The sequence below is a fragment of the Campylobacter sp. FOBRC14 genome (assembly GCF_000287855.1).
Lineage (GTDB): Bacteria > Campylobacterota > Campylobacteria > Campylobacterales > Campylobacteraceae > Campylobacter_A > Campylobacter_A curvus.
In genome coordinates, this window is sequence record NZ_ALJJ01000011.1 from 55,495 (window position 1) to 79,351 (window position 23,857).

The window sequence follows — 23,857 nt, forward strand, 5'->3', positions numbered from 1 at the left end:
TCAACTTTTTTAAATAAAATTGACAAAATTTATCCAAAGTGAATCACAATGAAAAAAATCATTAAAATTGCTATCCTCTTGCTGATCGTAGCTCTGGCGCTAGCTTTCGTCTACGATAAGTATTTCAAGACTAGCGGCGAAAGGGTGGAGTTTATAACCCAAAAGGCCGTCAAAGGCTCGTTTTCTAAAAAGGTAGACGCCACGGGCGAAATTTTTGCTACCGAGCTTGTAGATGTGGGCGCTCAGGTGGGCGGTCAGATAAAAAAACTATATGTAAAGCTAGGCGATAATGTCAAAAAGGGCGATCTCATAGCCGAGATAGACAGCTCCACACAGCAAAACAACGTCGACAACAAAGAAGCGCAGCTTAGGATATATGAGGCGCAGCTAGAAAGCGCAAAGGTCGCACTAGATATCTCTAAAACGCAGTATGAGCGCGAAAAGGGGCTTTTTGCGAAAAACGCTACCTCAAAGCAAGAATTTGAGACCGCAAAAAATACATACGTTTCAAACGAGGCGAAACTAAAAGAGATAAAAGCGCAGATCAACCAGACAAATATCGAGCTAAGTACCGCTAAGATCGACCTTGGCTACACTCGTATCGTAGCGCCTAGAGATGGCACGATCGTCTCCGTGCAAGTAGAGGAGGGGCAGACCGTAAATTCAAACCAAACGACGCCTACTATCGTAAATATCGCCGATCTAAGCAAGGTAAAAATGAAAATGCAAATCGCCGAGGGCGACATAACAAAGATAAAAGTCGGCACTCCGGTCGAATACTCCATACTCTCCGAGCCAAATACGAAATTTCAAACCGAGGTGAGCTCGATAGATCCGGGGCTCACGACTCTTAGCGACGGCTCGTATTCTAGCACTTCAAGCAGTTCCAGCTCGTCCTCTAGCTCATCAAGCAGCTCGGCAGTCTATTATTACGCTCAAAGCATCGTGGATAACAAAGACGGAATTTTACGCATCGGGATGACGACGCAAAATACGCTCCTGGTCGCAAAGATAGAAGACGCGATCATCATACCTACCATAGCTATCAAAAAAGAGGGTGACAAGAGCTTCGTTTATGTACTAAAAGATAAGCAAAACGCGGTAAAAACGCAGGTGCAAACAGGCATAAGGGACAACCTCGACACTCAGATCATCAGTGGCATAAACGATGGCGATGAGATCGTGACCTCGCAAAGCACGGCAAGCGAGATCGCTAAAATGGTCGAGAAAGAAAATAGAGGCCCAAGGTGATCGAGCTAAAAAATATCGTCAAAAAATTTAAAGTAGGCGATAGCGATATCGAAATTTTACACAGCATAAATTTAAGCATCAAAAAGGGAGAATTTATCGCTATCATCGGCCAGTCGGGCTCTGGCAAATCGACACTGATGAATATTTTAGGCTGCCTTGATAGTCCAAGCAGCGGACAATACCTGCTAGATGGCGCCAATATATCAAATTTCGACTCCGACGCACTGGCTAAGCTTAGACGCAATAAATTTGGCTTCATCTTTCAAAGATACAATCTACTTGCCACGATGAACGCTCTGCAAAATGTCGCACTTCCAAGTGTTTATGCAGGTGTGGATAAAAAAAGCAGAGAGCAAAGAGCGCATGAAATTTTAGCCTCGCTCGAGCTTGACGATAAGGCGCAAAGCCTACCAAATAAGCTCTCAGGCGGTCAGCAACAGCGCGTATCTATCGCAAGGGCACTGATAAATGGCGGTGAGATAATCCTAGCCGATGAGCCGACCGGAGCGCTTGATAGCAAGAGCGGTCTAAAAGTGATGGAAATTTTAGTAAATTTACATAAGCTCGGACACACCATAATCATCGTCACACACGATCCAAAGATCGCCGAATACGCAAACCGCGTCATCGAGATAAAAGATGGCAACATCATTAGCGATACGACAAAAAAAGATGAAATTTTTACCGCAAAAAAACACGATGCACCGCAAAAAAGCGCTTTTGTCTATTACAAAGATCAGCTCATAGAAAGCTTTAAAATGTCCATCAGTGCGATGCTCTCTCATAAGTTGCGCTCGCTACTTACGATGCTAGGCATCATCATCGGTATCGCAGCCGTCATCAGTGTCGTAGCGCTTGGCAAAGGCTCGCAGGAGCAAATTTTAGCCGGCATCCGCAAAATCGGCACGAATACGATAGACATAATGCCGGGCAAAGGCTTTGGCGATATGCGCTCAGGACGCGTAAAAACGCTAGTCATTAGTGACGCGCAAATGCTAGAGAAACAGCCCTTTTTGGAGTCCGTCACGCCAAATACCAGCACCAGCGGAACGCTGACTTATGAAAACATATCGCTAAGTGCGAGCCTAAGGGGCGGGGGCTCTGGCAGCTTTGATGTAAACGGCCTCAAGCTCGCAAGCGGCAGGCTCTATGACGATGACGAGGTCGCATCCTCGGCATCCGTCGCAGTCATCGATCATACGACTAAAATTTCAGTCTTTCCAAATATTGATCCGATCGGCAAGATAATCCTTTTTAACAAAAAGCCACTTAGAGTGATCGGCGTTTTGCAAAAGGACGACTTTACCTTCGGTGACGCCAGTACGCTTAAAATTTACGCCCCTTACACGACCGTGATAAACAAAATCACCGGCGATAAATACATAAGCTCGATAACGGTGCGCGTAAAAGAGAGCGTAAATGCACAAGTAGCCGAAAAAAATCTCACCGAGCTTTTAACGATAAAGCACGGAAAGCAAGATTTTTTTACTAGAAATTCAGACAGTATCAAACAAACAATAGAGGAGACGATCTCTACGATGAGACTGCTGATATCCAGTATCGCGCTCATCTCGCTCATTGTGGGTGGTATAGGCGTGATGAACATCATGCTAGTTTCAGTAACCGAGCGCACCAAAGAGATCGGTATCAAAATGGCAATAGGCGCTAGGCAGAGCAATATCTTGCAGCAGTTTTTGATAGAGGCGGTCCTGCTTTGTTTGATCGGCGGAGCGATCGGCATAGCGTTTTCTTATGTGATCGGCTATGTTTTCAACAACTTTTTGGAGGGATTTAGCATGATTTTTTCAAACGCTTCTATCGTCGTCGCTCTCGTGACATCGATGGCAATAGGCATCATCTTTGGCTACATGCCGGCTAAAAACGCCTCAAAACTAAATCCGATCGACGCACTTTCAAGGGAATAAAATGAGATCATTAAGCTTAGCGTTAGTTTTACTTTTAAGCGGTTGCGCCGTAAAAAATGTAGATAGCGATTACTCTGAAATTTTGCTGCAAAGCAACGTAAAAAGCGAGCTGAATTTAAAAGAAGAGTGGTGGAAAGACTACAACCAAACCTATCTAAACGAGCTGATCGAGCTTGGGCTAAAAAACAACATAGACCTAGCAAAATCAGCCGTCGCGATAAATAAAGCCTTGGCGCAAGCGGGCGTTTTAGACGCAAATTTACTGCCTACCTTTAGTGCTAGCGCCAGCGCACAAACGAGCAGGAACATAAAAAGAAACGACAGCTGGGCGCGCACCTACGGCACCGGAGTCTCGCTAAGCTACAAGCTCGATCTGTGGTACAAGCTAGCCGATAGCGCAGATGCGGCTATGTGGGAAGCAAACGCCACGAAATTTGACCTCGCGGCAACGCGCCTAAGCGTGATAAACAGCATAACGGACGCTTATTTTAATATCTTATATCTAAACGAAAGTATAAAATTTTATGAAATTTCTTTAAAAAACTACAACGAGCTTGAGGCGATAACGCGCTATAAATTCGAGCTTGGCAAAGAGGAACAACTATCGCTTTCACAGATACAAAGCTCGGTTTTAAGCCTCAAAAACAAGATAGAAAATGCGGAGAAAAGCCTGATCGAGGCGCAAAAAACGCTTAGAATTTTACTAAACGTAAAGCCTGATTTTGATCTAAAATTTAGCGGGCTATCGTTAAGCGATGTCAAAAATTTGGGCGTGGATCTTGACGTGCCTATCTACGTCGTGGCAAATCGTCCTGACTTGCAAGCGGCCATAGCTAGGATAGAGGAGGGGCTTTTAAACGTAAAAGCCAGCCAAAAAGAATTTTACCCTAGCATCACGATAGGAGCGAGCCTAAAGGGTAGTGCAGATAATATAGGCGGCGCTACGTCGTTAAAATTTTTAGATGGAAATATCGCCATAAATTTACCGTTTTTAAACTACTCGAAACTAAAATCAAGCCTCAAAGTATCAGAAGTAAGCTTTGAGCAAGCGAAACTAAACTATATGGCCACGCTAAATGAAGCGCTAAACGAGATAGATACGTATTATAAAGCGATGCAAAAAGACGAAACGCTCCTTGAAAATTACTCTAAGCAGGTGCAAAACTACGAAAATATAAGCGAAATTTACAAGCTAAAATATCAATACGGAAAATCTGAGCTAAAAGACTATCTTGAAGCCAGCAACAACGAGATAGACGCTTATGTGAATTTGCTCGGCGGAAAATATAAACTATTGCAAGATGAGATACAAATTTACAAAGCCATGGCAGGTAAATTTTCTAAATAATTTATACTTTTACTTTTATAGCAAAGAATTTATAAGCGACCTAGCACAGACGCGAACAGCGTTTAAGGTTTGGCTTCGCTTTTGAAAGTTAAAACAATAATAGAGCCAAGCAAAAATCATACAAAAAGTAAAATGGCAACTATTTTTATATTTTGTATTGAAAACTATAATTTTCAAATTAATATTTATTTTTTCATTTTCATGCAAGAGTTGGTTTTTAAAGGCCTATTTTAAGGGCTTTTACAAATATTGACCTTTTGTGTCGTAAAAATTTATCCGTGAAATTTGATGCAAAAAAATGCGTAAGCAAATCCGTTTTATTTTATGCTTTTTTATATGTATTAAAATTTGGCTTAATTTTGATGTTTTTTAGGATGGTCAAAAAACACTACCCTGCCACAGCCTTCGCTTATGTCTTTGAGATCGCAGTCAAATTCTATGCAAAAGATACCGCTTGTAGGGATGTTATCGATAGACGAATCGCTTAAGAATTCGCATATTTGCGTCGTCGCAGGGTTATGGGATATGATGAAAATTTCACGGAATTTGCTCTTTATATTTTTCACAAATTTCAAAAAATCCTCAAAATTTATATCATAAAGCTTATGCACAAGCGTGATATCTTCTTTAAATTTAAGCGTATCTGCGAAGCGTTTTGCGGTCTGTTCGCATCTTTTTGCGTCGCTTGAAAATATAACATCCGGCATCACACCATAAAATTTTAGCCTCGCAGCCATAAATTTAGCATCGTCTTTGCCTCTTCCACTTAGCTCGCGCGCGAAATCCTTTGGAGTATCTTTGTTTTCATCGACCGCCTTTGCGTGCCTTATGAAGTAAATTTTGCTCATTTTTCGCCCTCTTTTTGAAAACTTTTGATAAGTTCCAGCTCACTCTTGCTAAATCCCGCTTGCAACCTGTCTTTTTCATTTAACGTGCGGCTGCTTTTGAAAGAATTCGGATAGAGCTCTTGTATGATGCGGATGTATTCGTTTGGGTCTATGTTTTCGCGTTTGCAGGCAAATTTAAACCACTTATCGCCCTTTTTTACATGCGAAATTTCCTCGTTTAAGATGACATTTAAAATTCCTACGAGTTCGTCGCTACCGCCCTGCACCGTCAGCTTTTGGATGATGTGAGCGTTGGCGTCAAGTCCGTTTGCCTCCATGTATCTTGGCAGTAAAGCCATGCGTTTTACGAGCGAGTCCTCACTCTTTTGTAAAGCGACGAAAAGCCCGTCGTGCACGCTAAATTCTCCGTATCTGCCGCCCTGCTTTTGCAAAAATCCCTCTATCATCAAAAAGTGTCTGATCTCATCCTCGGCCACCTCCAGCCAGTCGGCGTAAAATTCGCGAGGTAGCCCGTCAAATCTATAACACGCATCAAGCGCGATATCTATGGCGCTAAATTCTATATGAGCGATAGAGTGGATGAAATTTAGAGTTTTATCTTTTGGCTTTGGCTTTTTGTTTAGCTCTTTCATCGAGACGACATCGCAAAATTTAGCGTAGCTTGGCGTCGTTAGAGGCAGTGCAGGCGTTTGGCGCTTGAAATTTTGCTCGTCCAAGGCCTTAAAATCCTTATAAAATTTCTCAAATTTTAAAAATTTAGCCTTTGCATCGCCCTCATTTAAGATATCCCAAATCTCATCAAAAAAGCTCATACGACCGCTCTTTTAAAGGCTATCTTTGCATATAAAAAGCCCAGGACAAAGCCGATGATATGCGCGTACCAGGCTATATTCACACCAAATGCAAGCGGTACGAAGCTCATCAATAATATGGCGATCACCAGCCCTAGCCTCGAGCTTTTATCTAAAAACGCAAGCACTCCAAGAAGCACGCAGATCGCGCCGCTAGCGCCGACTAAATTTACAAACGAGCCGTCGCTTACATAGGCATAATAAATATAAGAAAGACTAAGCAAAGAGGTCAAGACCCCGCCTATCATATAAACTAGAAAAAAGCGCAAAGAGCCAAGATAGCGCTCTAAAACCGAGCCAAACTGAAATAGCACAACCATATTCATGGCTATATGCGATGGTGAGCCGTGCATGAACATCGAGGTTAGCGGCTGAAGCAAAAGCGGCCATTCGAACGTGAAAAAGCCGATATTAAGGCCCAGCATAGACTCAAGAGAGCTGGAGCTCGCGGAGAAATTCACAAAACCGTAAACGGCTAAATTTAGTGCGATGAGCGCGTATGTAACGCGCATCTTACTTGACCTTGCCGTAGCCGGCAAATCTATTTGATGCCAGGCAGCTTATTTTAGAGCATCTGATTATGTAGCTGTTGATCTCTTTTTTACCGTTTAGATGCGTATTTTTGTTGTTTAGATTCATGTAACTGTGTATGATCTTGCCACCGGAGTTATGTATGAAGCGGATCGTACCGTCTGGCGAGATCTCATTTACGATGCCGACGTGAGTGACGTTTTGCTTATCGATATTTTTTTGGACGCCCTTACCTAGTGTGTTTGAGAAAAATATCAGATCGCCTATTTTAGGGTTTTCTTGGATTATCAAATTTTGACTTTGGTAAAAGTTGTATATCGCTTTTGACTTCCTGCCGCCTTTGTCGTAGTATTTGTTGATAGTCTTCTCGTCAAAATACATATTTGCGTGCTTTTGATTGACTATCGAGACAAAGCCCGAGCAGTCTCTGCCGGCTCTTGTGTTCATATATTTTTTGAAAAACGAGCCGAAATTTTTATCTTTTCTATCTTCGTTTGCATTTTTGTTGTTGAGATAATCTTGTAAAACTCCATCTTGCGCGTAGATATTTTCTTTGTTCGATATGCTTGCACCATCTTCTGCGCTGTTGTTTTGCGTCGGCGTCACAAAGCTACAACCTGCAAAAAGCGCCATCGATGCGGCCGTCAAAGCTATTTGTTTTATCATTTTGATCTTTCAAATTTTAAAATAATCCGTATTTTAACGATATTTGGCAAATAAAAAGATTAAGCCACGGCTTTGTTTTCTAAGCTAAAAGTCACTATAATCAGCCTAAATTTTAAATTTCAAGGCAAGATCATGATGCATTATTTGCAAATAGAAGGAAACGCAAAGCTTAGCGGCAAGGTCGAGATAAGCGGAGCAAAAAACGCCGCACTGCCGTTAATAGCGCTCACATTGCTAGCCAAAAACGAGGTTAAGCTAAGCAATATCCCAAACGTGGCCGATATCAAAACCTTGGCTCAGTTGCTTAGAAATTTAGGCGCTAGCTGTGAATTTGAAAATGAAAATTTACTAAAGATCGACACCGGCGGGGTAAATTCCACTATGGCAAACTATGACATCGTGCGAAAGATGAGAGCCTCCATACTGACGCTAGGACCGCTTTTAGCGCGCTTTGGACATTGTGAAGTGAGTCTGCCAGGAGGCTGCGCTATCGGTCAGCGTCCGATCGATCTGCATCTTAGCGCTCTTGAAAAAATGGGAGCGAGCATAGAGATAAAGCAAGGCTACATCGTAGCCAGCGCTCCTGACGGGCTAAAAGCAGCCAGCATAGTCTTTGACAAGATAACGGTGACAGGTAGTGAAAACATCATCATGGCGGCAGCCTTAGCTCACGGTACGACGCAGCTTCTAAACGTCGCAAAAGAACCAGAAGTCGTGCAAATTTGCGAAGTCTTGGCCGCTAGTGGCGTAAAGATAGAGGGTATCGGCACGAGCGAGCTTAGCATAACAGGAACCGGCAGCAAGCTCTTAGATATCGGCGATGTGGAGGTGATCCCGGACAGGATAGAGGCCGGTACGTATCTTTGCGCCGGTGCGATAACGAATTCACGCATAAGCATAAGCAAAGCAAACGCCAATCACATGCTCGCGATGCTAGCAAAGCTTGAAGAGATGGGCTTTGGCATAAAGATAGATAATGACGAGATCACGATACTGCCTGCTAAAAAGATAAAGCCTTGCGAGATAATAACGACCGAATATCCAGGCTTTCCCACAGATATGCAGGCTCAGTTCATGGCGCTATCACTCATCGCAAACGGCGTTAGCGTGATAGATGAGAGGCTGTTTGAAAACCGCTTCATGCACGTAAGCGAGCTTGCCAGGATGGGTGCTGATATCCGTCTAAACGGCCATATAGCAAGCGTTTATGGCGGCAAAGAGCTAAATGCGGCAGATATCATGGCGACCGATCTTAGAGCGAGCTCGGCGCTTATCTTGGCTGCACTCGTCGCAAAAGGAACTAGCCGCGTGCATAGGATCTACCACCTTGACCGCGGATATGAAAATTTAGAGGCGAAATTTAAGCTACTTGGTGCGAAGATCACGAGACTGGAGGAGTGAAATGCTGGTAAATGAAGCACTTGAAAAGATACTATCAAATTTAAACGCTTTAAATTTAGGCGAGAAAATCCCTCTAAACGAGGCATACGGCAGAATTTTGAGCGAAGATATCGTAGCTATTAAAAACCTGCCCTGCTTTGACAACTCCGCACTCGATGGATACGCGGTTTGCTTTGATAAAAAGGATAAGCCTTATAAGATGATCGACTGCGTATTTGCAGGTGACAAGCGCACGACTGGCATAAAAGACAATGAGTGTATCAAGATAATGACGGGGGCTAAAATGCCCCTTGGTGCGGACACTGTGATGCGCTTTGAGGACTGCCGAGTCGATGGCGATCTAGTATATGCGCCTGAAAATTTAAGAAAAGGCGACGCCCACCGCTTTGCAGGAGAAGAGGTAAAAGCGGGCGAAATTTTGATAAAAAAAGGAACTTTGCTAAACACACGCGCCGTGATGATGCTCGCAGCTCAAGGCATAAGCTTTGTCGGCGTTTGTATAAAGCCTCGCATCGGGATCTACTCAAGTGGAGACGAACTCAAAGAGCCTTGGCAAAGCGCTGACAATGATGAAATTTACAACGCAAATGCACTTGGCGTGGCGGCGATCTTGCGCTCGGCAGGCCTTGAGAGCTCGTATCTTGGCATCATAAAAGACGATCTGGAGGCGACAAAAAAGGCCTTTAGTCAAATTTCAAAATTTGACGTGATCGTTTGCTCGGGAGGAGCTAGTAAAGGCGAGGCCGACTTTATGAAAAGCGCGCTCATCTCGCTTGGCTTTGAAGAGCTCTTTGAAAAGATAAATTTACGCCCGGGCGGACCTTGCAAGGCCTATATCAAAGACACCAAGATCGTTTTCATCTTACCGGGCAACCCTATGGCGGCTTATTTGTGCGCGTATCTGCTCATTTTGCCGGCACTTTTAGGCAAGCAGCACGAGAGGCAATTAGTCAGGATAAGCGAAAATTTAAAGCTGAAACCTGGCCGCTCAAATGTCGTCTTTGGTACGATCGAGGACGATAAATTTTATGTGACTGATCACAACAAATACGGCTCAGGGATGATAAAACCGCTCTTAAAAAGCAACGCGATATATTTATCTGACCCAAATGAGAGCGAAATTTTAGAAAATTCTGAAATTTTTGCGATAAGGCTGCCTTGACAAATGAAAAACAATTTGCTAAAATGCGAGCTCTTATTTGGTCGCGGGAATAGCTCAGGGGTAGAGCACAACCTTGCCAAGGTTGGGGTCGCGAGTTCGAATCTCGTTTCCCGCTCCATCTTTTTTATCCTCATTTTTTTATTTTCCCTAAAAGCCTTTTCTTCTGAAATCAGCATTTATCCGATGTATTGCGTCGATAGTGATAAAATTTCACTTTATACATTCGGCTTTGAGGGCGAAAACAACGAAATTTTAAATCTTGAAGGCAAAAAAGCCGCAAAGATAGAGACCAAAAAGCTACATGAAATTTTGACTGCAAATTTTAAAACGTATAAAGATAAAAGCGGTGGCAACGTCGTATTTGTAAGCGGCTGCTCGCTCATGGATACGGTGCAAATGCAGTTTTTAAAAGCTATCAGCGACGAATTTGAGGGCATCAGCATAAAAGAGTTAATCATCGAGCCGCAGGTCAGGCTGCCTGAAAATTTTAACGAGCTGAAGCTGCAAAATGTATTCATAAGCGGTCAAGACAGCTCAAAAGGCGTATTTCGTGCGTCGTTCGAGCAGCCCGATCTCACCTCCAAAAGCCTTTTTTTCAAATACTCTTTTAGAGCCAAAATGCCCGTATTCATCGCGATAAATAAGATAGAACATAACCATATCCTAAGCCTTACTGACTATCAGTCAAACTACATAGAATTTGAAAAATATCAAAAAGATATGTTTTCAAGCATGCCCTCCTCAAGGTTGGTCGCGAGGACTGCCATAAAAGCCGGCGAAGTGCTCTCACAAAGGCAATTTTCAGCCATGTCGCTCGTAAAAAGAGGCGACATCCTAAACGCCGTGCTAAACGATGGCGGACTTAGCGTGATAGTCGAGGTCAGAGCGCTTGAGGACGGAAATTTAGGCGATATAATCAAAATTCGCACGAAAGATAATAAAATTTTACCGGCTAGCGTGTCGGGGAAAAATCAGGTGACCTTAAGATGAAAAAAGTGATCGTGGCGATAACTGGCGCTAGCGGCGTATGCTTGGGCTTTGACTTTCTAAAAGTGGCTGTCAAATTTTGTGAGATCCACTGCGTCATCAGTAAAAATGCAATGCGTGTTTTAAACGATGAAATGGGCATAATCCTAGATACTCACAGTATGAACCCCGCTAAAAAGGGCATAGTCTTGGCAAGTAGCGCCAGCTTGAACAATGCTTTGAATTTAGACGCTGTTTTTAGAAGTCCGAATGCTAAATTTTACGATGATGAGGACATCGGTGCGGCTCTTGCTTCGGGCTCTTTTGGGGCTGATGCGATGATGATCGCCCCCTGCTCCATCAACACCCTAGCCAAGATCTCATGCGGACTGGCCGATACGCTCATCACTAGAGCCGCGGCAGTGATGCTAAAGGAGCGCAAAAGGCTGGTGCTTGGCGTGCGCGAGACGCCCTTTTCTACCATTTCGCTTCGTCAAATGAGCGAACTAAGTGAGCTTGGTGTCATCATAGCGCCTCCTATTTTAGGGTATTACGCACATGCAGATACTCTTAGCGATATGCAAAATTTCATCATCGGCAAGTGGCTTGACGCGCTTGGCATCGAAAACGAAATTTATAAAAGGTGGAAAATTTGAAAAGATCATGCATCTATCCCGGCACGTTTGATCCTATAACAAACGGACATCTAGACGTCATCAAGCGCGCCGTGAAAATCTTTGACCGCGTCATCGTGGCCGTAGCAAAAAGTGACAGCAAAAACCCGATGTTTGGCTTTGATGAGCGCGTGACGATGGTAGAGCGCTCGGTAGAGGGGCTAAAAAACGTAAGCGTCGAGGGCTTTGACAACCTGCTCGTTGATTTTGCAAAGTCGCACGAGATAAATACCGTCATCAGAGGGCTTCGAGCGGTCAGCGACTTTGAATACGAGCTTCAGATCGGCTACGCCAACGCCGCCCTTTGGAGCGAATTTGAGACGGTTTATCTGATGCCAAGCCTCAAAAACGCTTTCATCTCAAGCTCGATAGTGCGCTCCGTTTTACGCCATGACGGCGACGTGAGCGCCCTCGTCCCCAGTCAAATTTTCTCACTCTTAAAGGGCTAAGATGTATGTTTTGTTTGAAGGCGTAGACGGAGTGGGCAAAAGCACGCAGATAGAGATGATAGCGCGTGCACATGAGGATTCGCTCGTCACGAAAGAGCCCGGCGGCACGAAGATCGGCCAAAAGCTAAGAGAAATTTTGCTCGGAGGAGATTTTAAACTAAGTGCGAGAGCTGAAATTTTGCTATTTTTAGCCGATCGCGCCGAGCACTATCAAAAGATGATAAAGCCAAATTCTAGTAGGCTCATCCTTAGTGATAGAGGCTTCGTCTCCGGCGTCGCCTACGCCTTGGCAAACGACGCTTCGCTTAAAATAGACGATCTGCTTTGGCTAAATTCCTTTGCGCTTGAGGGTAAATTTGCCGATAAGATCGTATTTTTCGAAGCTAGCGAGACCCTCATCAAAAAACGCCTGAGCTCTCGCGGTCTGATAGACGCGATAGAAGCTCGCGGACTGAAGTATCTTTTAAAGGTGCAAGAGTGCATGAAAGAGGTGCTTAAAGCTCATAAATTTAACGTGCTTTACATCGATGCTAGCGAGGATATAGCGACGATAAATGCAAAGATAGAAAATTTTATAAAATTTTGAGTAAAATAAAAAGTTTTAGTAAGGGTGTTATTTTATTTAGCGCAGTCGAATCTTACGAAGCTTTCAAAATAAAAACTAAATTTAAAGGAAAATGTAATGATAACGGCACTTCGCGGCATGAAAGATATGTTGCCGCCACGAAGCGAACTTTACGAATACATCGTCAAAGTATGCGAAAGTGTGGCGAAAAACTACGGATACAAGCAGATATTCACACCGCACCTTGAGGAGACGATACTTTTTAAACGAAGCGTTGGGGAAAGTAGCGACATCGTGGGTAAGGAGATGTATCAGTTCATCGACAAAGGCGAAAACGACGTTTGCTTGCGTCCGGAGGGCACAGCCGGCGTCGTGCGCGCATTTATCGAGGCAAAGCTAGATCGTGCCGGCGGCGTTCATAGGTGCTTTTACCACGGCTCGATGTTTCGCTACGAGCGCCCGCAAAAGGGTCGCTTGCGCGAATTTCATCAGTTTGGCGTAGAGTGCTTTGGCGAGGCCAGCGTCTATGAGGATGCGAGCATCATTTTGATGATAAACGAAATTTTCACTCGTCTTGGCATCAAGACCACGCTTAAGATAAATTCGCTCGGGGACGCGAATTCTATGAGCGCTTATAGAGCTAAACTGCTTAAATTCCTAGACGCTCACGAGGGCGAAATCTGCGAGGATTGCAGGCGCAGAAAGGCTACGAACCCTATCCGCGTGCTTGACTGCAAGGTCGAGAAATGTCAAGAAATTTATAAAAACGCCCCTTTGATGATAGATAGCCTCAGTCCTGAAGCGGCGGCTGATTTTGAGAGATTAAAGCAAATTTTAAAGGCAAACGGCGTCAGCTACGAGATAGATCCTAAGCTCGTGCGCGGGCTTGATTATTACTGTAAAACGGCGTTTGAATTCATCAGCAACGAGATCGGCTCGCAAAGTGCGGTCGCAGGAGGCGGTAGATACGACAGGCTAGTCGAGTATCTAGGCGGCAAGGCTAGCTACGGAGTGGGCTTTGCGATGGGTATAGAGCGCATAATGGAGATCATCGGCGAGCGCGACAAAGAGCGTGAGGGCATATATCTTTGCGCTATGGACGAGCAAAATTTAGACTTTGTTTATGAGCTTGGCATCGCTTTGAGGCGAAAATTTAAAGTAGAAATAAGCTACGAGGCTAAAAAGCTACAAAAACATCTGCAAAATGCCGACAGTAAAGGCGTTAAAATTTTCCTTTGCCTTGGTGAAAACGAGATGAAGAGCGGTCAAATTTGGTATAAAAATTTACTCACAAAGACCGAGAAAACGATAAATTTAGACGATCTTGAAAAGGAGCTTAGCGGTGAATGATTTTGGACTTAGTATCTGGGGAAATTCAAATTTCATAATAGAAAACGGCAAGGTCTGCATAAATTCAGCCAGTAAGCCGGCGATCATCGACATCGTAAAAGAGATAAGAGACGACGGATATCGAGGGCCGCTGCTGCTGCGCTTCCCGCACCTCATACAAAAGCAGATCGAACAGATACACGCGAGCTTTGCAAAAGCGAAAAAAGAGTTTGCCTACGAGGGCAAATTTAACGCTGTTTTTCCGCTTAAGGTCAATCAATACCCGGGCTTCGTAAAAAATCTCACAAGCCTTGGTAAGCCCTACAACTACGGACTCGAGGCGGGTAGCAAGGCCGAGTTGCTACTCACGATGGCCTACAACAACGACGGTGCGCCCATAACCGTAAACGGCTTTAAAGACAAAGAGCTCATAAACATAGGCTTCATCGCAGCCGAGATGGGACACAACATAACGCTCACGATCGAGGGGCTAAACGAGCTTGAGGCGATCATCGCCACAGCAAAGGAGCGCTTCAAGCCAAAGCCAAAAATAGGTCTACGCATCAGACTACACTCCACGGGTGCCGGCATCTGGGCGAAAAGCGGCGGCATACACTCGAAATTCGGCCTAACATCGACCGAGCTTATCGAAGCTGTGAATATGCTAAAAAAGGCGAATTTACTCGATCATTTCACGATGATACACTTTCACCTCGGCTCTCAGATCAGCGAGATCCACCCGCTCAAAAAGGCTCTCATAGAGGCAGGAAACATCTACGCCGAGCTAAGGAAAATGGGCGCGACGAATCTAAAAGCCATAAATTTAGGCGGAGGTCTAGCGATAGAGTATTCGCAGTTTAAGGAGGCCAGTAGCCGCAACTACACGCTAAACGAGTATGCAAACGACGTCGTTTATATGCTAAAAACGATAACCGAGCAAAAAAAGGAGATCCAGCCTGATATATTCATCGAGTCGGGTCGTTTCATCTCGGCCTCTCATGCGCTTTTGGTAGCCCCTGTTTTAGAGCTCTTTTCGCAAGAATACACCGAGGAAAAGCTGAATTTAAAGAAAAATAACCCGAATTTGATAACCGAGCTGATCGATCTTTACAACTCCATAAAGCCCTCAAACGCCCTAGAATACCTGCACGACGCGATCCACCACACAGAAAGCGTACTAACGCTCTTTGACCTTGGATACGTCGATCTGCAAGATCGCTCAAACGCCGAAGTCCTACTACGCCTCATAGGCAAAAAAGCTGTCGTGATGCTGGGAAACAAAAGCAACTCCAGCGACCTTGAAAAGATACAAAAAGAGGTGCAGGAGCGCTATCTCGTAAATTTCTCGATATTTCAAAGCTTGCCTGATTTTTGGGGACTAAAACAAAATTTCCCTATCATGCCACTTGACAGGCTCGATGAGCGCCCTACTTTACCGGCCTCCATCTGGGATATCACATGCGATAGCGACGGTGAGATAAGCTACAACGACGAGACGAATCCTCTCTTGCTTCACGATGTGGATGTCGAAAAGGAGGATTATTTCTTGGGATTTTTCCTGGTTGGAGCGTATCAAGAGGTACTTGGTATGAAGCACAACCTCTTCACTCACCCGACCGAGGCCACGATCGAGCTCACTCCGCAAGGATATGAGATAAAAGACCTGCTCGAAAGTCAGTCGATACTTGACATCATGGAGGACATGGACTACGATGTTTACGAGATCCAAGACACTCTAAACGAGCGCCTAGAGAAATCAGAACTCATAAACGATACCCAAAAGAAGCAGGTTTTAGGCGAGCTTTATCTGTTTTTAAACGACAATAGCTATTTAAAAACAATAAACTGATTACTTATCGAAACACGAGCGTAAAAAGGCGATGCTAAATTTTAAATTTTTGCGCCGTCAAGAAGCTTGGTTGTTATAAAATTACTGAAATTTTTACAAGGAAAAATAGATGGTTTTAGCCAAAAGAATGCAGACATTAAGCGAGTCCATAACGATCGCTATCAGCTCCAGAGCCAAAGATATGAAAGCCGCAGGCATCGATGTGATCAGCCTATCAGCAGGCGAGCCCGACTTTGATACGCCATTAGCTATCAAAAATGCGGTCAAAGCGGCACTTGATAGAGGTTGTGGCAAATACACGCCTGTTCCCGGTACTACGGAGGTTTTAAAAGCGATCGCTACAAAGCTAAAACGAGACAACGGCCTAAACTATGAGCCAAGCCAGATCGTAACGAACGTCGGCGCAAAGCACTCGCTGTTTAACGTATTTCAAGCTCTAGTAGACGAAGGCGACGAGGTCATCGTGCCCTCACCTTACTGGGTGAGCTACCCCGAGATCGTGAAATTTTGCGGCGGTAAGCCTGTTTTCATAGAGACGAACGAAAGCACGGACTTTAAGATCACTGCGCAGCAGCTTAAAAAAGCCATAAGCCCGCGAACTAAAATTTTATCCTTAAACCACCCAACAAACCCGACTGGAGCGCTTTATTCTCGTGAGGAGATAGCCGCTCTTGGCGAAGTGCTAAAAGGCACTGACATCATCATCACCAGTGATGAAATCTATGAAAAAGTGGTCTATGATAAAGAATTCGTCTCGGTAGGCGCTGTGAGCGAGGATCTGTTTAAGCGCACGGTCACTATCAACGGCCTAAGCAAATGCGGAGCGATGCCGGGCTGGCGCTTTGGCTACGTGGCAAGCCCTATGAACGAGCTAAACACCGCGATGAAAAAGCTTCAAAGCCAAAGCACGAGCAACATCGCCTCGATAGTCCAAGCGGGCGCTATCCCGTCGCTTTTAGGAGAGACCGACGCAGATATCGAAGCGATGAGGAAAGAGTATCAAGGACGCCGCGACATCGCCGTAAAGATGATAAACGAGATAAAGGGACTTAGCGTCAAAACTCCGGACGGAGCGTTTTATCTGTTCGTAAACTGCAAAAACGTGGACACCGACTCGATGAGATTTTGCAAAAGACTGCTTGAAGAGGGCAAGGTCGCCACTGTCCCGGGCGTAGGCTTTGGCATGGAGGGGTATTTTAGGATCTCCTTTGCGACCGATACTGCGAGCATCAAAAAGGCGATCGAGCGCATAGGTGAATTCGTAAAGGATTACAAAATCGATGCTTGAAGTGAGCCTAAATGGCAAAATTTTAAAGCTTGAGTACGATATGAGCGTGCAGGAATTTTTGGCCTCGCTTGGCTTTGATATGAAATTTATCGCTCTTGAAAGAGACGGCGAAATTTTAGCCAAAACCAACTGGCAAGATACGATGATGAGTGGTGGCAAGCGTTATGAAGTGGTCGAATTTGTAGGTGGTGGATGATGAAAAATGTAACGATAAACGGACGAAATTTCAGCGTTTTAGCGGACGATCTAAACGCCTTGAAGCATGAAATCTTTGATGAGGCCGGTAGCGAAATTTTAAAATTTTTAAGCAAATTCAACGCAAGCGAGCCGGACATTTTTATAGTGGACGGCTTTGCGATAAAAGACAACGCACCCATAAATGACGGCGCAAATATCGTGTTTATAAAGCGCGGCATCATGCCAAGCGCTGAAATTTTAAAAAGCATGATCGCAGCCAGAAACACGCCTGAGCTAAATTCCGCCTTGCAAAAGGCCTGCATAGGCGTAGCCGGGCTTGGCGGGCTTGGCTCAAACATCGCGCTCAGCCTGGCTCGCGTAGGCGTAGCAAAACTCGTGCTCGCAGACTTTGACGTAGTCGAGCCTAGCAATTTAAACCGCCAGCAATACTTCGTGCGTCACATCGGCATGAAAAAGACCGAGGCGCTAAAAAGCCTGATAGCCGATGTCAATCCTTTCGTCGAGGTCGTCACGCACGATGTTTTCTTGGACGCTAAAAACGTTGCTAGCGTGTTTGCGCCCTGCACTATCGTCTGCGAGGCCTTTGACAACGTCATCGGCAAGACGATGATGGTAAACGAAGCGGGTGCTAACCTAAAAGACAAGCAGATCATCTGCGCTTCAGGTATGGCGGGACACTTTAGCTCAAACCTTATAAAAACGACGAAATTTGCCAAAAACGTCTATCTCTGCGGCGACCTAACGAACGAGGCCAAAGTCGGTCAAGGGCTGATGGCACCGCGCGTAGCGATCTGCGCAAACCATGAGGCGAATTTGGCTATTCGGCTACTGATGGGGCTTGAGGCGTGAGCTAGAACCTCACTATAAAATAAAAGATAGCTTTAAAAAGTCTTAGTTTTTAAAATTTTAAACGTTCTAGCGTAGCCAAATCTTACGAAGCGACGCTATCGCCGCCGATTTTCAGAGAAGCCGTAAGGCTGAACGCGAAAATCGTGCTATATGTTCGGCGCTTTGCGAAGTAAGTAAGATTTGCGAAGCATATCGTTTACTTTTTAAAATAGATTTTAAAAATTTTAAAGGCAGATAATGAACGACAGCTTGAAGCTAGCGCACAAGGAATTTGACAGCCGTTTCATTTTGGGCTCTGGCAAATACAGTCACGAGCTCATAAACGCCGCTGTGAACGAGGCCGGTGCGCAGATGATCACTCTGGCGCTTCGCCGCGTGAACGAGAGCAAAGACAGGAACATACTTGATTTCATACCAAAAGGCGTCACTCTCTTGCCAAACACGAGCGGCGCGAGGAATGCGGACGAAGCGGTGCGTATCGCCAGGCTCGCGCGTGAGCTAGGATGCGGGGAATTCATAAAAATAGAGATCATAACCGACTCGAAATTTTTATTTCCGGACAACAATGAAACGATAAAAGCGGCTGAAATTTTAGCTGGTGAGGGCTTTGTCGTGATGCCGTATTTTTACCCCGAGCTAAATGCCGCGAGGGCTTTGCTAGGCGCTGGAGCCGCTTGCGTGATGCCTCTTGGTGCGCCGATCGGCTCAAATCAGGGCCTGGTCTTTAAAAACATCATCGAAATTTTGATAAACGAGCTGGATACGCCAGTCATCGTGGACGCTGGCATCGGTCGTCCTTCGCAAGCGTGCGAAGCCATGGAGATGGGTGCAGCCGCGATAATGGCAAACACAGCCATCGCGACGGCAAAAGATATTCCGCTCATGGCGCGAGCTTTCGGCGCGGCGATAAAGGCCGGCAGGAGCGCATATCTAGCGGGTCCTGGCCGAGTAAAAACGGCTGCTGAAGCCAGCTCGCCACTGACTGGATTTTTAGGGCGATGAAATTTAGCAAAACCGACCATATGACCTTGCTGCCGCATATGCAAGACATCGGTGATGAGATAATGAACGAAATTTTGCAAGAAAGAGCAAAATTTAAGCCAGAAAATTTTACCGCCGAGGACGTGAGAGCCGCTTTAAACGCTAAAATTTGCACGTTAGAAAATTTTAAAGCTCTGCTTAGCCCGGCGGCTAGCGATTTTATAGAAGAGATCGCGCACCTTAGCATGCAAAAGACGCGAGCGAATTTCGGAGCCAACATCAACCTCTTCACACCCCTTTACATAGCCAACCACTGCGACAACCTATGCGTCTACTGCGGCTTTAACTCGCAAAACAAGATAAAGCGAGCCAAGCTTGATGAGGATGAAATTTTAAGCGAACTTGCAGAAATTTCAAAAAGCGGGCTTGAGGAAATTTTGATATTGACAGGCGAGAGCGAGGAAAATTCGAGCGTCGCTTATATCGCGAGGGCTTGCGCCTTAGCAAAGCGCTATTTTAAAGTAGTCGGCATCGAAGTCTATCCGCTAAATTCCAGCAACTACGCCCTGCTTCATGAAAGCGGCGTCGACTATGTCACGGTTTTTCAAGAGACCTATAACCCCGTAAAATACGAGCGCTTACACCTTGCGGGCAACAAGCGGATATTCCCCTACCGTCTAAACGCGCAAGAGCGCGCACTGATGGGCGGCATGAGAGGCGTGGGCTTTGCCGCGCTTTTGGGGCTTGACGACTTTAGGCTAGATGCCTTTGCGACCGGGCTTCACGCCTCGCTCGTACAAAAAAAATATCCGCACGCAGAGATCGCCTTTTCCTGCCCGAGACTGCGCCCTATCATCAACAACTCCCGCATAAATCCTCGCGACGTGCATGAAAGAGAGCTCTTGCAAGTCATTTGCGCTTATAGGATATTCATGCCAACAGCCAGCATCACGATCTCCACGCGTGAGCGAGCGCTCTTTCGCGATAACGCCATAAAGATCGCCGCAAATAAGATCAGCGCCGGCGTAAATGTCGGCATTGGCGCGCATTCGAAAGAAAAAAAGGGCGACGAGCAGTTTGAGATCGAGGACGCTCGCTGCGTAGATGAGATCTACAAAATGATAAAAGCCCAAGGGCTCGAACCGCTGATGAGTGAATACATCTATGTTTAAAATTTTGATAATCGCTGACCCCAAGCTTGCTGGAGGCGATCTTTTAGAGCGTGTGGTCGGGCTTTGCGAGGCGGGAACGGACGCCGTTTTGCTCCGTGCGAAATTTTTAAGCGAGGAGGAATTTCGCGCGCTTGCCATCAGCATGAAGCAAATCTGCGATAAATTCGGGCGAGAATTCATTATCAATCAGTTCTTTAACGTCGCTTGCGAGCTAAAAAGCTCCTTTTGGCTAACGTCCGCACAGATAGATCTTTTGCAAAATTTTAGTGATACGAGCGATAAATTCGGGCTAAATTTTATCAAATTTAAAGATTTTAAAGATATGGCGGCTAAATTTACGGCCGCAAGCCCTGCCCTTAAAATTTACGCCTCTGCTCACGACCCGGCTCAGGCTGAAATTTCAGCCGAATTTGCGGATATCCTGATCGCCTCTCACATCTTTGCGACCTCTTGCAAGGCTGGTCTAAAACCAAAAGGATTGGATCTGATACGAAAGATAAAAGCTCGCGTCGATAGGCAGGTCTACGCACTAGGCGGGATAAATAAGCTGAATTTTCGCTCCGTGCTTGACGTGGGAGCAGACGGGATCTGCCTCATGAGCGAAGCGATGAGATGCAAAAACGAGAGAGAATTTATAAATGGCTTCTTGGCGGATACTTTTATATGATGCTCTTTTTTGTCAATATTTCTTGAAATTCAAAGGGCGAGTGCAGTGCTTTACTTCGCTAGCACTTGTGATCAGCTTCCTACAAAGTCAAAAATATAGCGCAACAGAGCAAGGAATATACCTTTCAAATTTTATGTATTATTTTATGTAAAACCACACGGAAGGCTCCGTGTGGTGTGAAATTTAGGCTATCTTCGTAGCGTCTACGATATTGTAATCAAGTCCCAGATCTTCTTTAGAAAGGCCAAGTGCGAGGCCTACTAGCTGAGATAGGTGGATGATCGGTAGTCTTGCGCTTGAGCCTGTGAAGTCTTGGTATCTTTCTTGATAGATGTCAAGCTGCATTTGGCAAAGCGGGCAAGGTGTAACGACGCAGTCGGCTTTATTTTCGCTGGCGTTATTTACTATCTGGCTGGACATTTTCTTGACGGAATTCACAGCTGGATAAGATGCATGAAAGCCGCAGCAGTCAAGGCGCTTTTCAAATGGTACGATAGTAGCGCCAAGTGCGCTCACGACGGTCTCAAAGCTTTTTGGATTTACAGAGCTTTCCCTATTATCAAACGCCTTTTCAGGTCTTAGGCTATGACAGCCGTAAAACAAAGCGACCTTTAAATTTGAAAGCGGCTTGACGACCTTAGCTTTTAAATTTTCGACATTTTGATAAAGCACCCAAAGAAGGCTGGTTATCTCGTTTGAGCCCTCGTATTTCATATTTCCCTCTGCTAGGAAGGTGTTTATGCGATCTTTTGCGCCCTTATCAAGCGTAGTTTTAGCGCGAGTTAGGGTCAGCATACATGTGCTACAAGTAGTCAGCATCGGCATTTTCATCTGCTCGGCAAGTGCTATGTTCCTGGCATTTGCCACAAGTGTCGCGATAGGATCGACATCTTGTGCTTGAGAAGCACCGCAGCAGCTCCAGCCCTTTATCTCGTGAAGTTTCATACCAAGTATAGGAGCGATCGCCTCAAGAGACATCTTAGCCTCTTTTGCAGCTTGAGACAGTACGCAGCCCGGGAAAAAAGCGAATTCATTTTGCATAAACTACTCCTTGCTAGCAGCTGCTTGTGCTGCTTTTATCATTTTAACTAGATCTTCGTGTCCCTCGATCTCCTCCTCGCCAAATATATGAAGCGGATTCATCTTGCCTGCCAGCATGAGGTTAAACGCGATATCGGTTTTGCCGACCGAGCCTATCACGCCCTCCGAGCGAAGCGCAAGGTAAATTTCGTTCAAGCGGCCCGATCCGTCGACAAGGTCGGTATAAAACGCCTCTGCGTGAGCAGGACCTGTGCCGTCTTTTAGACCGTTTCTTTGCGCCATCACTCTAAGGCTAGCGATATCGTCAGCCGCGCTGATGCCTTTTGGACAGCGATCGGCGCACTCTTGGCAATGCACGCACATCCAAAGTCCGTTGGTGACGCTTGGTTTTACATGTATCATAGTATCTTTACTGCGTGAGTCGGCGGCGGCACGCCATGCGTGAGTAAATACAAAAGGCTGCATATAGTCGCTGCTATCAGCTTCCAGCTTATTGCACTCGGAAGCGCAGCTACCGCATAGGATGCAGTCCCATTGCTTGCTGATACGATCAAATTCCGCTTGAGTTTGCTTACAGCCTTTTTCCGGTGAAAATTCGCTTTTTGGAACTATCGTTGGGCGAATTTTACGTAAATTTTCGATCGAAGGCTCCCAGTCTACTATGAGATCTGATATCACTCTAAAGTTGCCAAGAGGCGAGATCCTGATGGTATCAGGGTTATCATACTCTTTTAAGAGCTCCTCCATCTTGGTATCACAGGCTAGATATGAGTGTCCATTTACTCTAACAGCGCAAGCTCCGCATATCGCAGATCGACAAGAGGCGGTGAAATTTAGCGTGATGTCTTTGGTTTGCTTTATCAAAAGTAGGACCGAAAGCAATGTCTTTCCCGCGATTTCTTCGTTAGTTAGAGTGTATTCTTTTTGATATTTTTCTTTTCCGTTAAAGCGGTCTATGATTATTTTCATTGTGGTTTCCTTCCGTCAAGTGAGAACTCGGTAACAACGACAGGCTTGTAGCTAAGCTCTAGTTTGCCATCCTTTAAATTTACGATGCTATGTTTCAAGAAATTTACATCATCGCGCTTTGGATAGTCCTCTCTAGTGTGAGCGCCGCGGCTTTCATGGCGATTTTGTGCGGCTAGACATGCACAGCGAGACAAAAGGATCAAGTTGCCAAGCTCGACATAGTCTGTGAATGCGGTATTCATCACCGAGTTATTATCAGGGATGCGGATATTTTTATATCTAGCTTCTATATCTTCAAGAGCAGCCGATAAAGCGTCAAGCTGAGCTTGGGTCCTAAAGATGCCCATATTATCCCAGTTTTGTTTGCCAAGCTCTTCGCGAAGGGCATACATCTCATGCACTTCTCCGCTACCGTTTGCTATCTCTTTAAATTTATCCTGCCACATTTTGGCCAGCTGTTTGGTTTTCTCGCCCTTGCCAAAGATAGCGTCTTTTGCATAGTTCGTAGCTCCCATACCAGCAAGCCTACCGGTGACTACCGCATCGGTAAGAGAATTTCCGCCTAAGCGGTTAGCACCGTGGATGGATATACAAGAGGCCTCGCCACCGACGAAGATCCCTGGGATCTTGGTGCTCATATCATCTATCTTGGCTACTTCTATACCGCCCATCGAGTAGTGAGCCGTAGGTCTGATAGGGACAGGCTGCTCTACGAGGTCGATATTTTGGAAAAGAAGGGCTGTGTGTCTGATCTTTGGAAGGGACTTCATGATCTTTTCTTTGCCAAGGTGGCGAACATCGATCAAAACATACGAGCCAAGCCCTTCGCCGTATCCCCTGCCCTCGCGGATCTCCGTCTCTATCGCACGAGCCACTA

The 23,857-nt window shown here is 45.4% G+C and carries 24 protein-coding genes and 1 tRNA gene; 18 read left to right on the forward strand and 7 right to left on the reverse strand.

The genetic code is table 11. The annotated features are described in order from the left end of the window. Positions 1–48 precede the first annotated feature (48 nt). From HMPREF1139_RS05615 to HMPREF1139_RS05625, 3 genes are read left to right on the forward strand one after another with little or no spacing between them, the layout of a single operon-like run. The gene (locus tag HMPREF1139_RS05615) at positions 49–1,251 is read left to right on the forward strand and encodes an efflux RND transporter periplasmic adaptor subunit (RefSeq protein ID WP_009650423.1); all 1,203 of its coding nucleotides are present in this window, start codon (positions 49–51) and stop codon (positions 1,249–1,251) included. Continuing rightward, on the forward strand, positions 1,248–3,176 hold the full coding sequence (locus HMPREF1139_RS05620) for a MacB family efflux pump subunit (RefSeq protein WP_009650426.1): 1,929 nt from the start codon (positions 1,248–1,250) through the stop codon (positions 3,174–3,176). Before HMPREF1139_RS05615 ends, HMPREF1139_RS05620 begins: the two co-directional genes overlap by 4 nt. 1 nt (position 3,177) lies before the next feature. After that, complete coding sequence (locus HMPREF1139_RS05625) at positions 3,178–4,524, forward strand: TolC family protein (protein WP_009650408.1); 1,347 nt, start codon at positions 3,178–3,180, stop codon at positions 4,522–4,524. A gap of 353 nt (positions 4,525–4,877) precedes the next feature. On the opposite strand, the gene HMPREF1139_RS05630 is transcribed toward HMPREF1139_RS05625, so the two are convergent. The 4 genes from HMPREF1139_RS05630 to HMPREF1139_RS05645 are packed head-to-tail and all read right to left on the reverse strand — an operon-like array spanning position 4,878 to position 7,420. Further along, complete coding sequence (locus HMPREF1139_RS05630) at positions 4,878–5,372, reverse strand: SixA phosphatase family protein (RefSeq protein ID WP_009650402.1); 495 nt, start codon at positions 5,370–5,372, stop codon at positions 4,878–4,880. Continuing rightward, positions 5,369–6,184 carry a ferritin-like domain-containing protein gene (locus HMPREF1139_RS05635; RefSeq protein WP_009650407.1) on the reverse strand — a complete coding sequence of 272 codons (816 nt, stop codon included), beginning with the start codon at positions 6,182–6,184 and terminating at the stop codon, positions 5,369–5,371. Before HMPREF1139_RS05635 ends, HMPREF1139_RS05630 begins: the two co-directional genes overlap by 4 nt. Then, complete coding sequence (locus HMPREF1139_RS05640) at positions 6,181–6,735, reverse strand: rhomboid family intramembrane serine protease (protein ID WP_009650434.1); 555 nt, start codon at positions 6,733–6,735, stop codon at positions 6,181–6,183. The genes HMPREF1139_RS05635 and HMPREF1139_RS05640 overlap by 4 nt, the downstream gene beginning before the upstream one ends. A 1-nt stretch (position 6,736) precedes the next feature. Continuing rightward, positions 6,737–7,420 carry an NlpC/P60 family protein gene (locus HMPREF1139_RS05645; protein WP_009650417.1) on the reverse strand — a complete coding sequence of 228 codons (684 nt, stop codon included), beginning with the start codon at positions 7,418–7,420 and terminating at the stop codon, positions 6,737–6,739. A 135-nt stretch (positions 7,421–7,555) separates the two neighbouring features. Between HMPREF1139_RS05645 and murA the strand changes: the two genes are divergently transcribed. The 15 genes from murA (at position 7,556) to HMPREF1139_RS05720 (ending at position 20,970) form a co-directional block, all read left to right on the forward strand. Next, on the forward strand, positions 7,556–8,821 hold the full coding sequence (gene murA, locus HMPREF1139_RS05650) for a UDP-N-acetylglucosamine 1-carboxyvinyltransferase (RefSeq protein ID WP_034966186.1): 1,266 nt from the start codon (positions 7,556–7,558) through the stop codon (positions 8,819–8,821). Position 8,822: 1 nt separating this feature from the next. Further along, positions 8,823–9,983, forward strand: a complete 1,161-nt coding sequence (locus HMPREF1139_RS05655) for a molybdopterin molybdotransferase MoeA (protein ID WP_009650401.1) — start codon at positions 8,823–8,825, stop codon at positions 9,981–9,983. 43 nt (positions 9,984–10,026) lie between these two features. Continuing rightward, positions 10,027–10,101, forward strand: a tRNA-Gly gene (locus HMPREF1139_RS05660). A 65-nt stretch (positions 10,102–10,166) separates the two neighbouring features. Beyond that, a complete protein-coding gene (gene flgA, locus HMPREF1139_RS05665) occupies positions 10,167–10,973 on the forward strand; it encodes a flagellar basal body P-ring formation chaperone FlgA (protein ID WP_009650416.1) in 807 nt (268 codons plus the stop codon). Next, a complete protein-coding gene (locus HMPREF1139_RS05670; RefSeq protein ID WP_009650420.1) occupies positions 10,970–11,605 on the forward strand; it encodes a UbiX family flavin prenyltransferase in 636 nt (211 codons plus the stop codon). Before flgA ends, HMPREF1139_RS05670 begins: the two co-directional genes overlap by 4 nt. Further along, entirely contained in the window at positions 11,602–12,072 is a 471-nt protein-coding gene (gene coaD / locus HMPREF1139_RS05675; RefSeq protein WP_009650449.1) for a pantetheine-phosphate adenylyltransferase, read from the forward strand. The genes HMPREF1139_RS05670 and coaD overlap by 4 nt, the downstream gene beginning before the upstream one ends. 1 nt (position 12,073) lies before the next feature. Continuing rightward, on the forward strand, positions 12,074–12,658 hold the full coding sequence (gene tmk / locus HMPREF1139_RS05680) for a dTMP kinase (protein WP_009650446.1): 585 nt from the start codon (positions 12,074–12,076) through the stop codon (positions 12,656–12,658). 96 nt (positions 12,659–12,754) lie between these two features. After that, positions 12,755–13,987, forward strand: a complete 1,233-nt coding sequence (gene hisS / locus HMPREF1139_RS05685; RefSeq protein WP_009650412.1) for a histidine--tRNA ligase — start codon at positions 12,755–12,757, stop codon at positions 13,985–13,987. Continuing rightward, a complete protein-coding gene (speA, locus tag HMPREF1139_RS05690) occupies positions 13,980–15,815 on the forward strand; it encodes a biosynthetic arginine decarboxylase (RefSeq protein WP_009650414.1) in 1,836 nt (611 codons plus the stop codon). The genes hisS and speA overlap by 8 nt, the downstream gene beginning before the upstream one ends. Before the next feature lie 109 nt (positions 15,816–15,924). Next, on the forward strand, positions 15,925–17,103 hold the full coding sequence (locus HMPREF1139_RS05695) for a pyridoxal phosphate-dependent aminotransferase (protein WP_009650382.1): 1,179 nt from the start codon (positions 15,925–15,927) through the stop codon (positions 17,101–17,103). Further along, entirely contained in the window at positions 17,096–17,299 is a 204-nt protein-coding gene (thiS, locus tag HMPREF1139_RS05700; protein WP_009650393.1) for a sulfur carrier protein ThiS, read from the forward strand. Before HMPREF1139_RS05695 ends, thiS begins: the two co-directional genes overlap by 8 nt. Further along, complete coding sequence (gene thiF, locus HMPREF1139_RS05705; protein WP_009650383.1) at positions 17,296–18,150, forward strand: sulfur carrier protein ThiS adenylyltransferase ThiF; 855 nt, start codon at positions 17,296–17,298, stop codon at positions 18,148–18,150. The genes thiS and thiF overlap by 4 nt, the downstream gene beginning before the upstream one ends. 237 nt (positions 18,151–18,387) lie before the next feature. Further along, a complete protein-coding gene (locus tag HMPREF1139_RS05710) occupies positions 18,388–19,152 on the forward strand; it encodes a thiazole synthase (RefSeq protein ID WP_009650392.1) in 765 nt (254 codons plus the stop codon). Continuing rightward, complete coding sequence (gene thiH / locus HMPREF1139_RS05715) at positions 19,149–20,303, forward strand: 2-iminoacetate synthase ThiH (RefSeq protein WP_009650430.1); 1,155 nt, start codon at positions 19,149–19,151, stop codon at positions 20,301–20,303. Before HMPREF1139_RS05710 ends, thiH begins: the two co-directional genes overlap by 4 nt. Continuing rightward, positions 20,284–20,970, forward strand: a complete 687-nt coding sequence (locus tag HMPREF1139_RS05720) for a thiamine phosphate synthase (protein ID WP_232209606.1) — start codon at positions 20,284–20,286, stop codon at positions 20,968–20,970. Before thiH ends, HMPREF1139_RS05720 begins: the two co-directional genes overlap by 20 nt. A gap of 183 nt (positions 20,971–21,153) precedes the next feature. Here HMPREF1139_RS05720 and sdhE read toward each other — a convergent pair whose 3' ends face one another. From sdhE to HMPREF1139_RS05735, 3 genes are all read right to left on the reverse strand, one after another. After that, positions 21,154–22,011, reverse strand: a complete 858-nt coding sequence (gene sdhE / locus HMPREF1139_RS05725) for an 8-methylmenaquinol:fumarate reductase membrane anchor subunit (protein ID WP_009650409.1) — start codon at positions 22,009–22,011, stop codon at positions 21,154–21,156. A gap of 3 nt (positions 22,012–22,014) precedes the next feature. Continuing rightward, the gene (gene sdhB, locus HMPREF1139_RS05730) at positions 22,015–22,980 is read right to left on the reverse strand and encodes an 8-methylmenaquinol:fumarate reductase iron-sulfur subunit (RefSeq protein WP_009650435.1); all 966 of its coding nucleotides are present in this window, start codon (positions 22,978–22,980) and stop codon (positions 22,015–22,017) included. Next, positions 22,977–23,857: FAD-binding protein (locus HMPREF1139_RS05735; RefSeq protein ID WP_034966181.1), on the reverse strand; the 881-nt coding region annotated here is incomplete at its 5' end. The genes HMPREF1139_RS05735 and sdhB, both read right to left, overlap by 4 nt.

What these genes read in the sequence shown, in the direction of transcription:
- sdhE (WP_009650409.1), bottom strand. Translation starts at nt 22,011, where the DNA reads ATGCAAAATGAATTCGCTTTTTTCCCGGGCTGCGTACTGTCTCAAGCT.
- murA (WP_034966186.1), top strand. Translation starts at nt 7,556, where the DNA reads ATGCATTATTTGCAAATAGAAGGAAACGCAAAGCTTAGCGGCAAGGTC.
- hisS (WP_009650412.1), top strand. Translation starts at nt 12,755, where the DNA reads ATGATAACGGCACTTCGCGGCATGAAAGATATGTTGCCGCCACGAAGC.
- HMPREF1139_RS05645 (WP_009650417.1), bottom strand. Translation starts at nt 7,420, where the DNA reads ATGATAAAACAAATAGCTTTGACGGCCGCATCGATGGCGCTTTTTGCA.
- thiH (WP_009650430.1), top strand. Translation starts at nt 19,149, where the DNA reads ATGAAATTTAGCAAAACCGACCATATGACCTTGCTGCCGCATATGCAA.
- HMPREF1139_RS05615 (WP_009650423.1), top strand. Translation starts at nt 49, where the DNA reads ATGAAAAAAATCATTAAAATTGCTATCCTCTTGCTGATCGTAGCTCTG.
- thiF (WP_009650383.1), top strand. Translation starts at nt 17,296, where the DNA reads ATGATGAAAAATGTAACGATAAACGGACGAAATTTCAGCGTTTTAGCG.
- HMPREF1139_RS05710 (WP_009650392.1), top strand. Translation starts at nt 18,388, where the DNA reads ATGAACGACAGCTTGAAGCTAGCGCACAAGGAATTTGACAGCCGTTTC.
- tmk (WP_009650446.1), top strand. Translation starts at nt 12,074, where the DNA reads ATGTATGTTTTGTTTGAAGGCGTAGACGGAGTGGGCAAAAGCACGCAG.
- HMPREF1139_RS05625 (WP_009650408.1), top strand. Translation starts at nt 3,178, where the DNA reads ATGAGATCATTAAGCTTAGCGTTAGTTTTACTTTTAAGCGGTTGCGCC.
- HMPREF1139_RS05695 (WP_009650382.1), top strand. Translation starts at nt 15,925, where the DNA reads ATGGTTTTAGCCAAAAGAATGCAGACATTAAGCGAGTCCATAACGATC.
- HMPREF1139_RS05635 (WP_009650407.1), bottom strand. Translation starts at nt 6,184, where the DNA reads ATGAGCTTTTTTGATGAGATTTGGGATATCTTAAATGAGGGCGATGCA.
- sdhB (WP_009650435.1), bottom strand. Translation starts at nt 22,980, where the DNA reads ATGAAAATAATCATAGACCGCTTTAACGGAAAAGAAAAATATCAAAAA.
- HMPREF1139_RS05670 (WP_009650420.1), top strand. Translation starts at nt 10,970, where the DNA reads ATGAAAAAAGTGATCGTGGCGATAACTGGCGCTAGCGGCGTATGCTTG.
- thiS (WP_009650393.1), top strand. Translation starts at nt 17,096, where the DNA reads ATGCTTGAAGTGAGCCTAAATGGCAAAATTTTAAAGCTTGAGTACGAT.
- HMPREF1139_RS05630 (WP_009650402.1), bottom strand. Translation starts at nt 5,372, where the DNA reads ATGAGCAAAATTTACTTCATAAGGCACGCAAAGGCGGTCGATGAAAAC.
- HMPREF1139_RS05640 (WP_009650434.1), bottom strand. Translation starts at nt 6,735, where the DNA reads ATGCGCGTTACATACGCGCTCATCGCACTAAATTTAGCCGTTTACGGT.
- flgA (WP_009650416.1), top strand. Translation starts at nt 10,167, where the DNA reads ATGTATTGCGTCGATAGTGATAAAATTTCACTTTATACATTCGGCTTT.
- HMPREF1139_RS05655 (WP_009650401.1), top strand. Translation starts at nt 8,823, where the DNA reads ATGCTGGTAAATGAAGCACTTGAAAAGATACTATCAAATTTAAACGCT.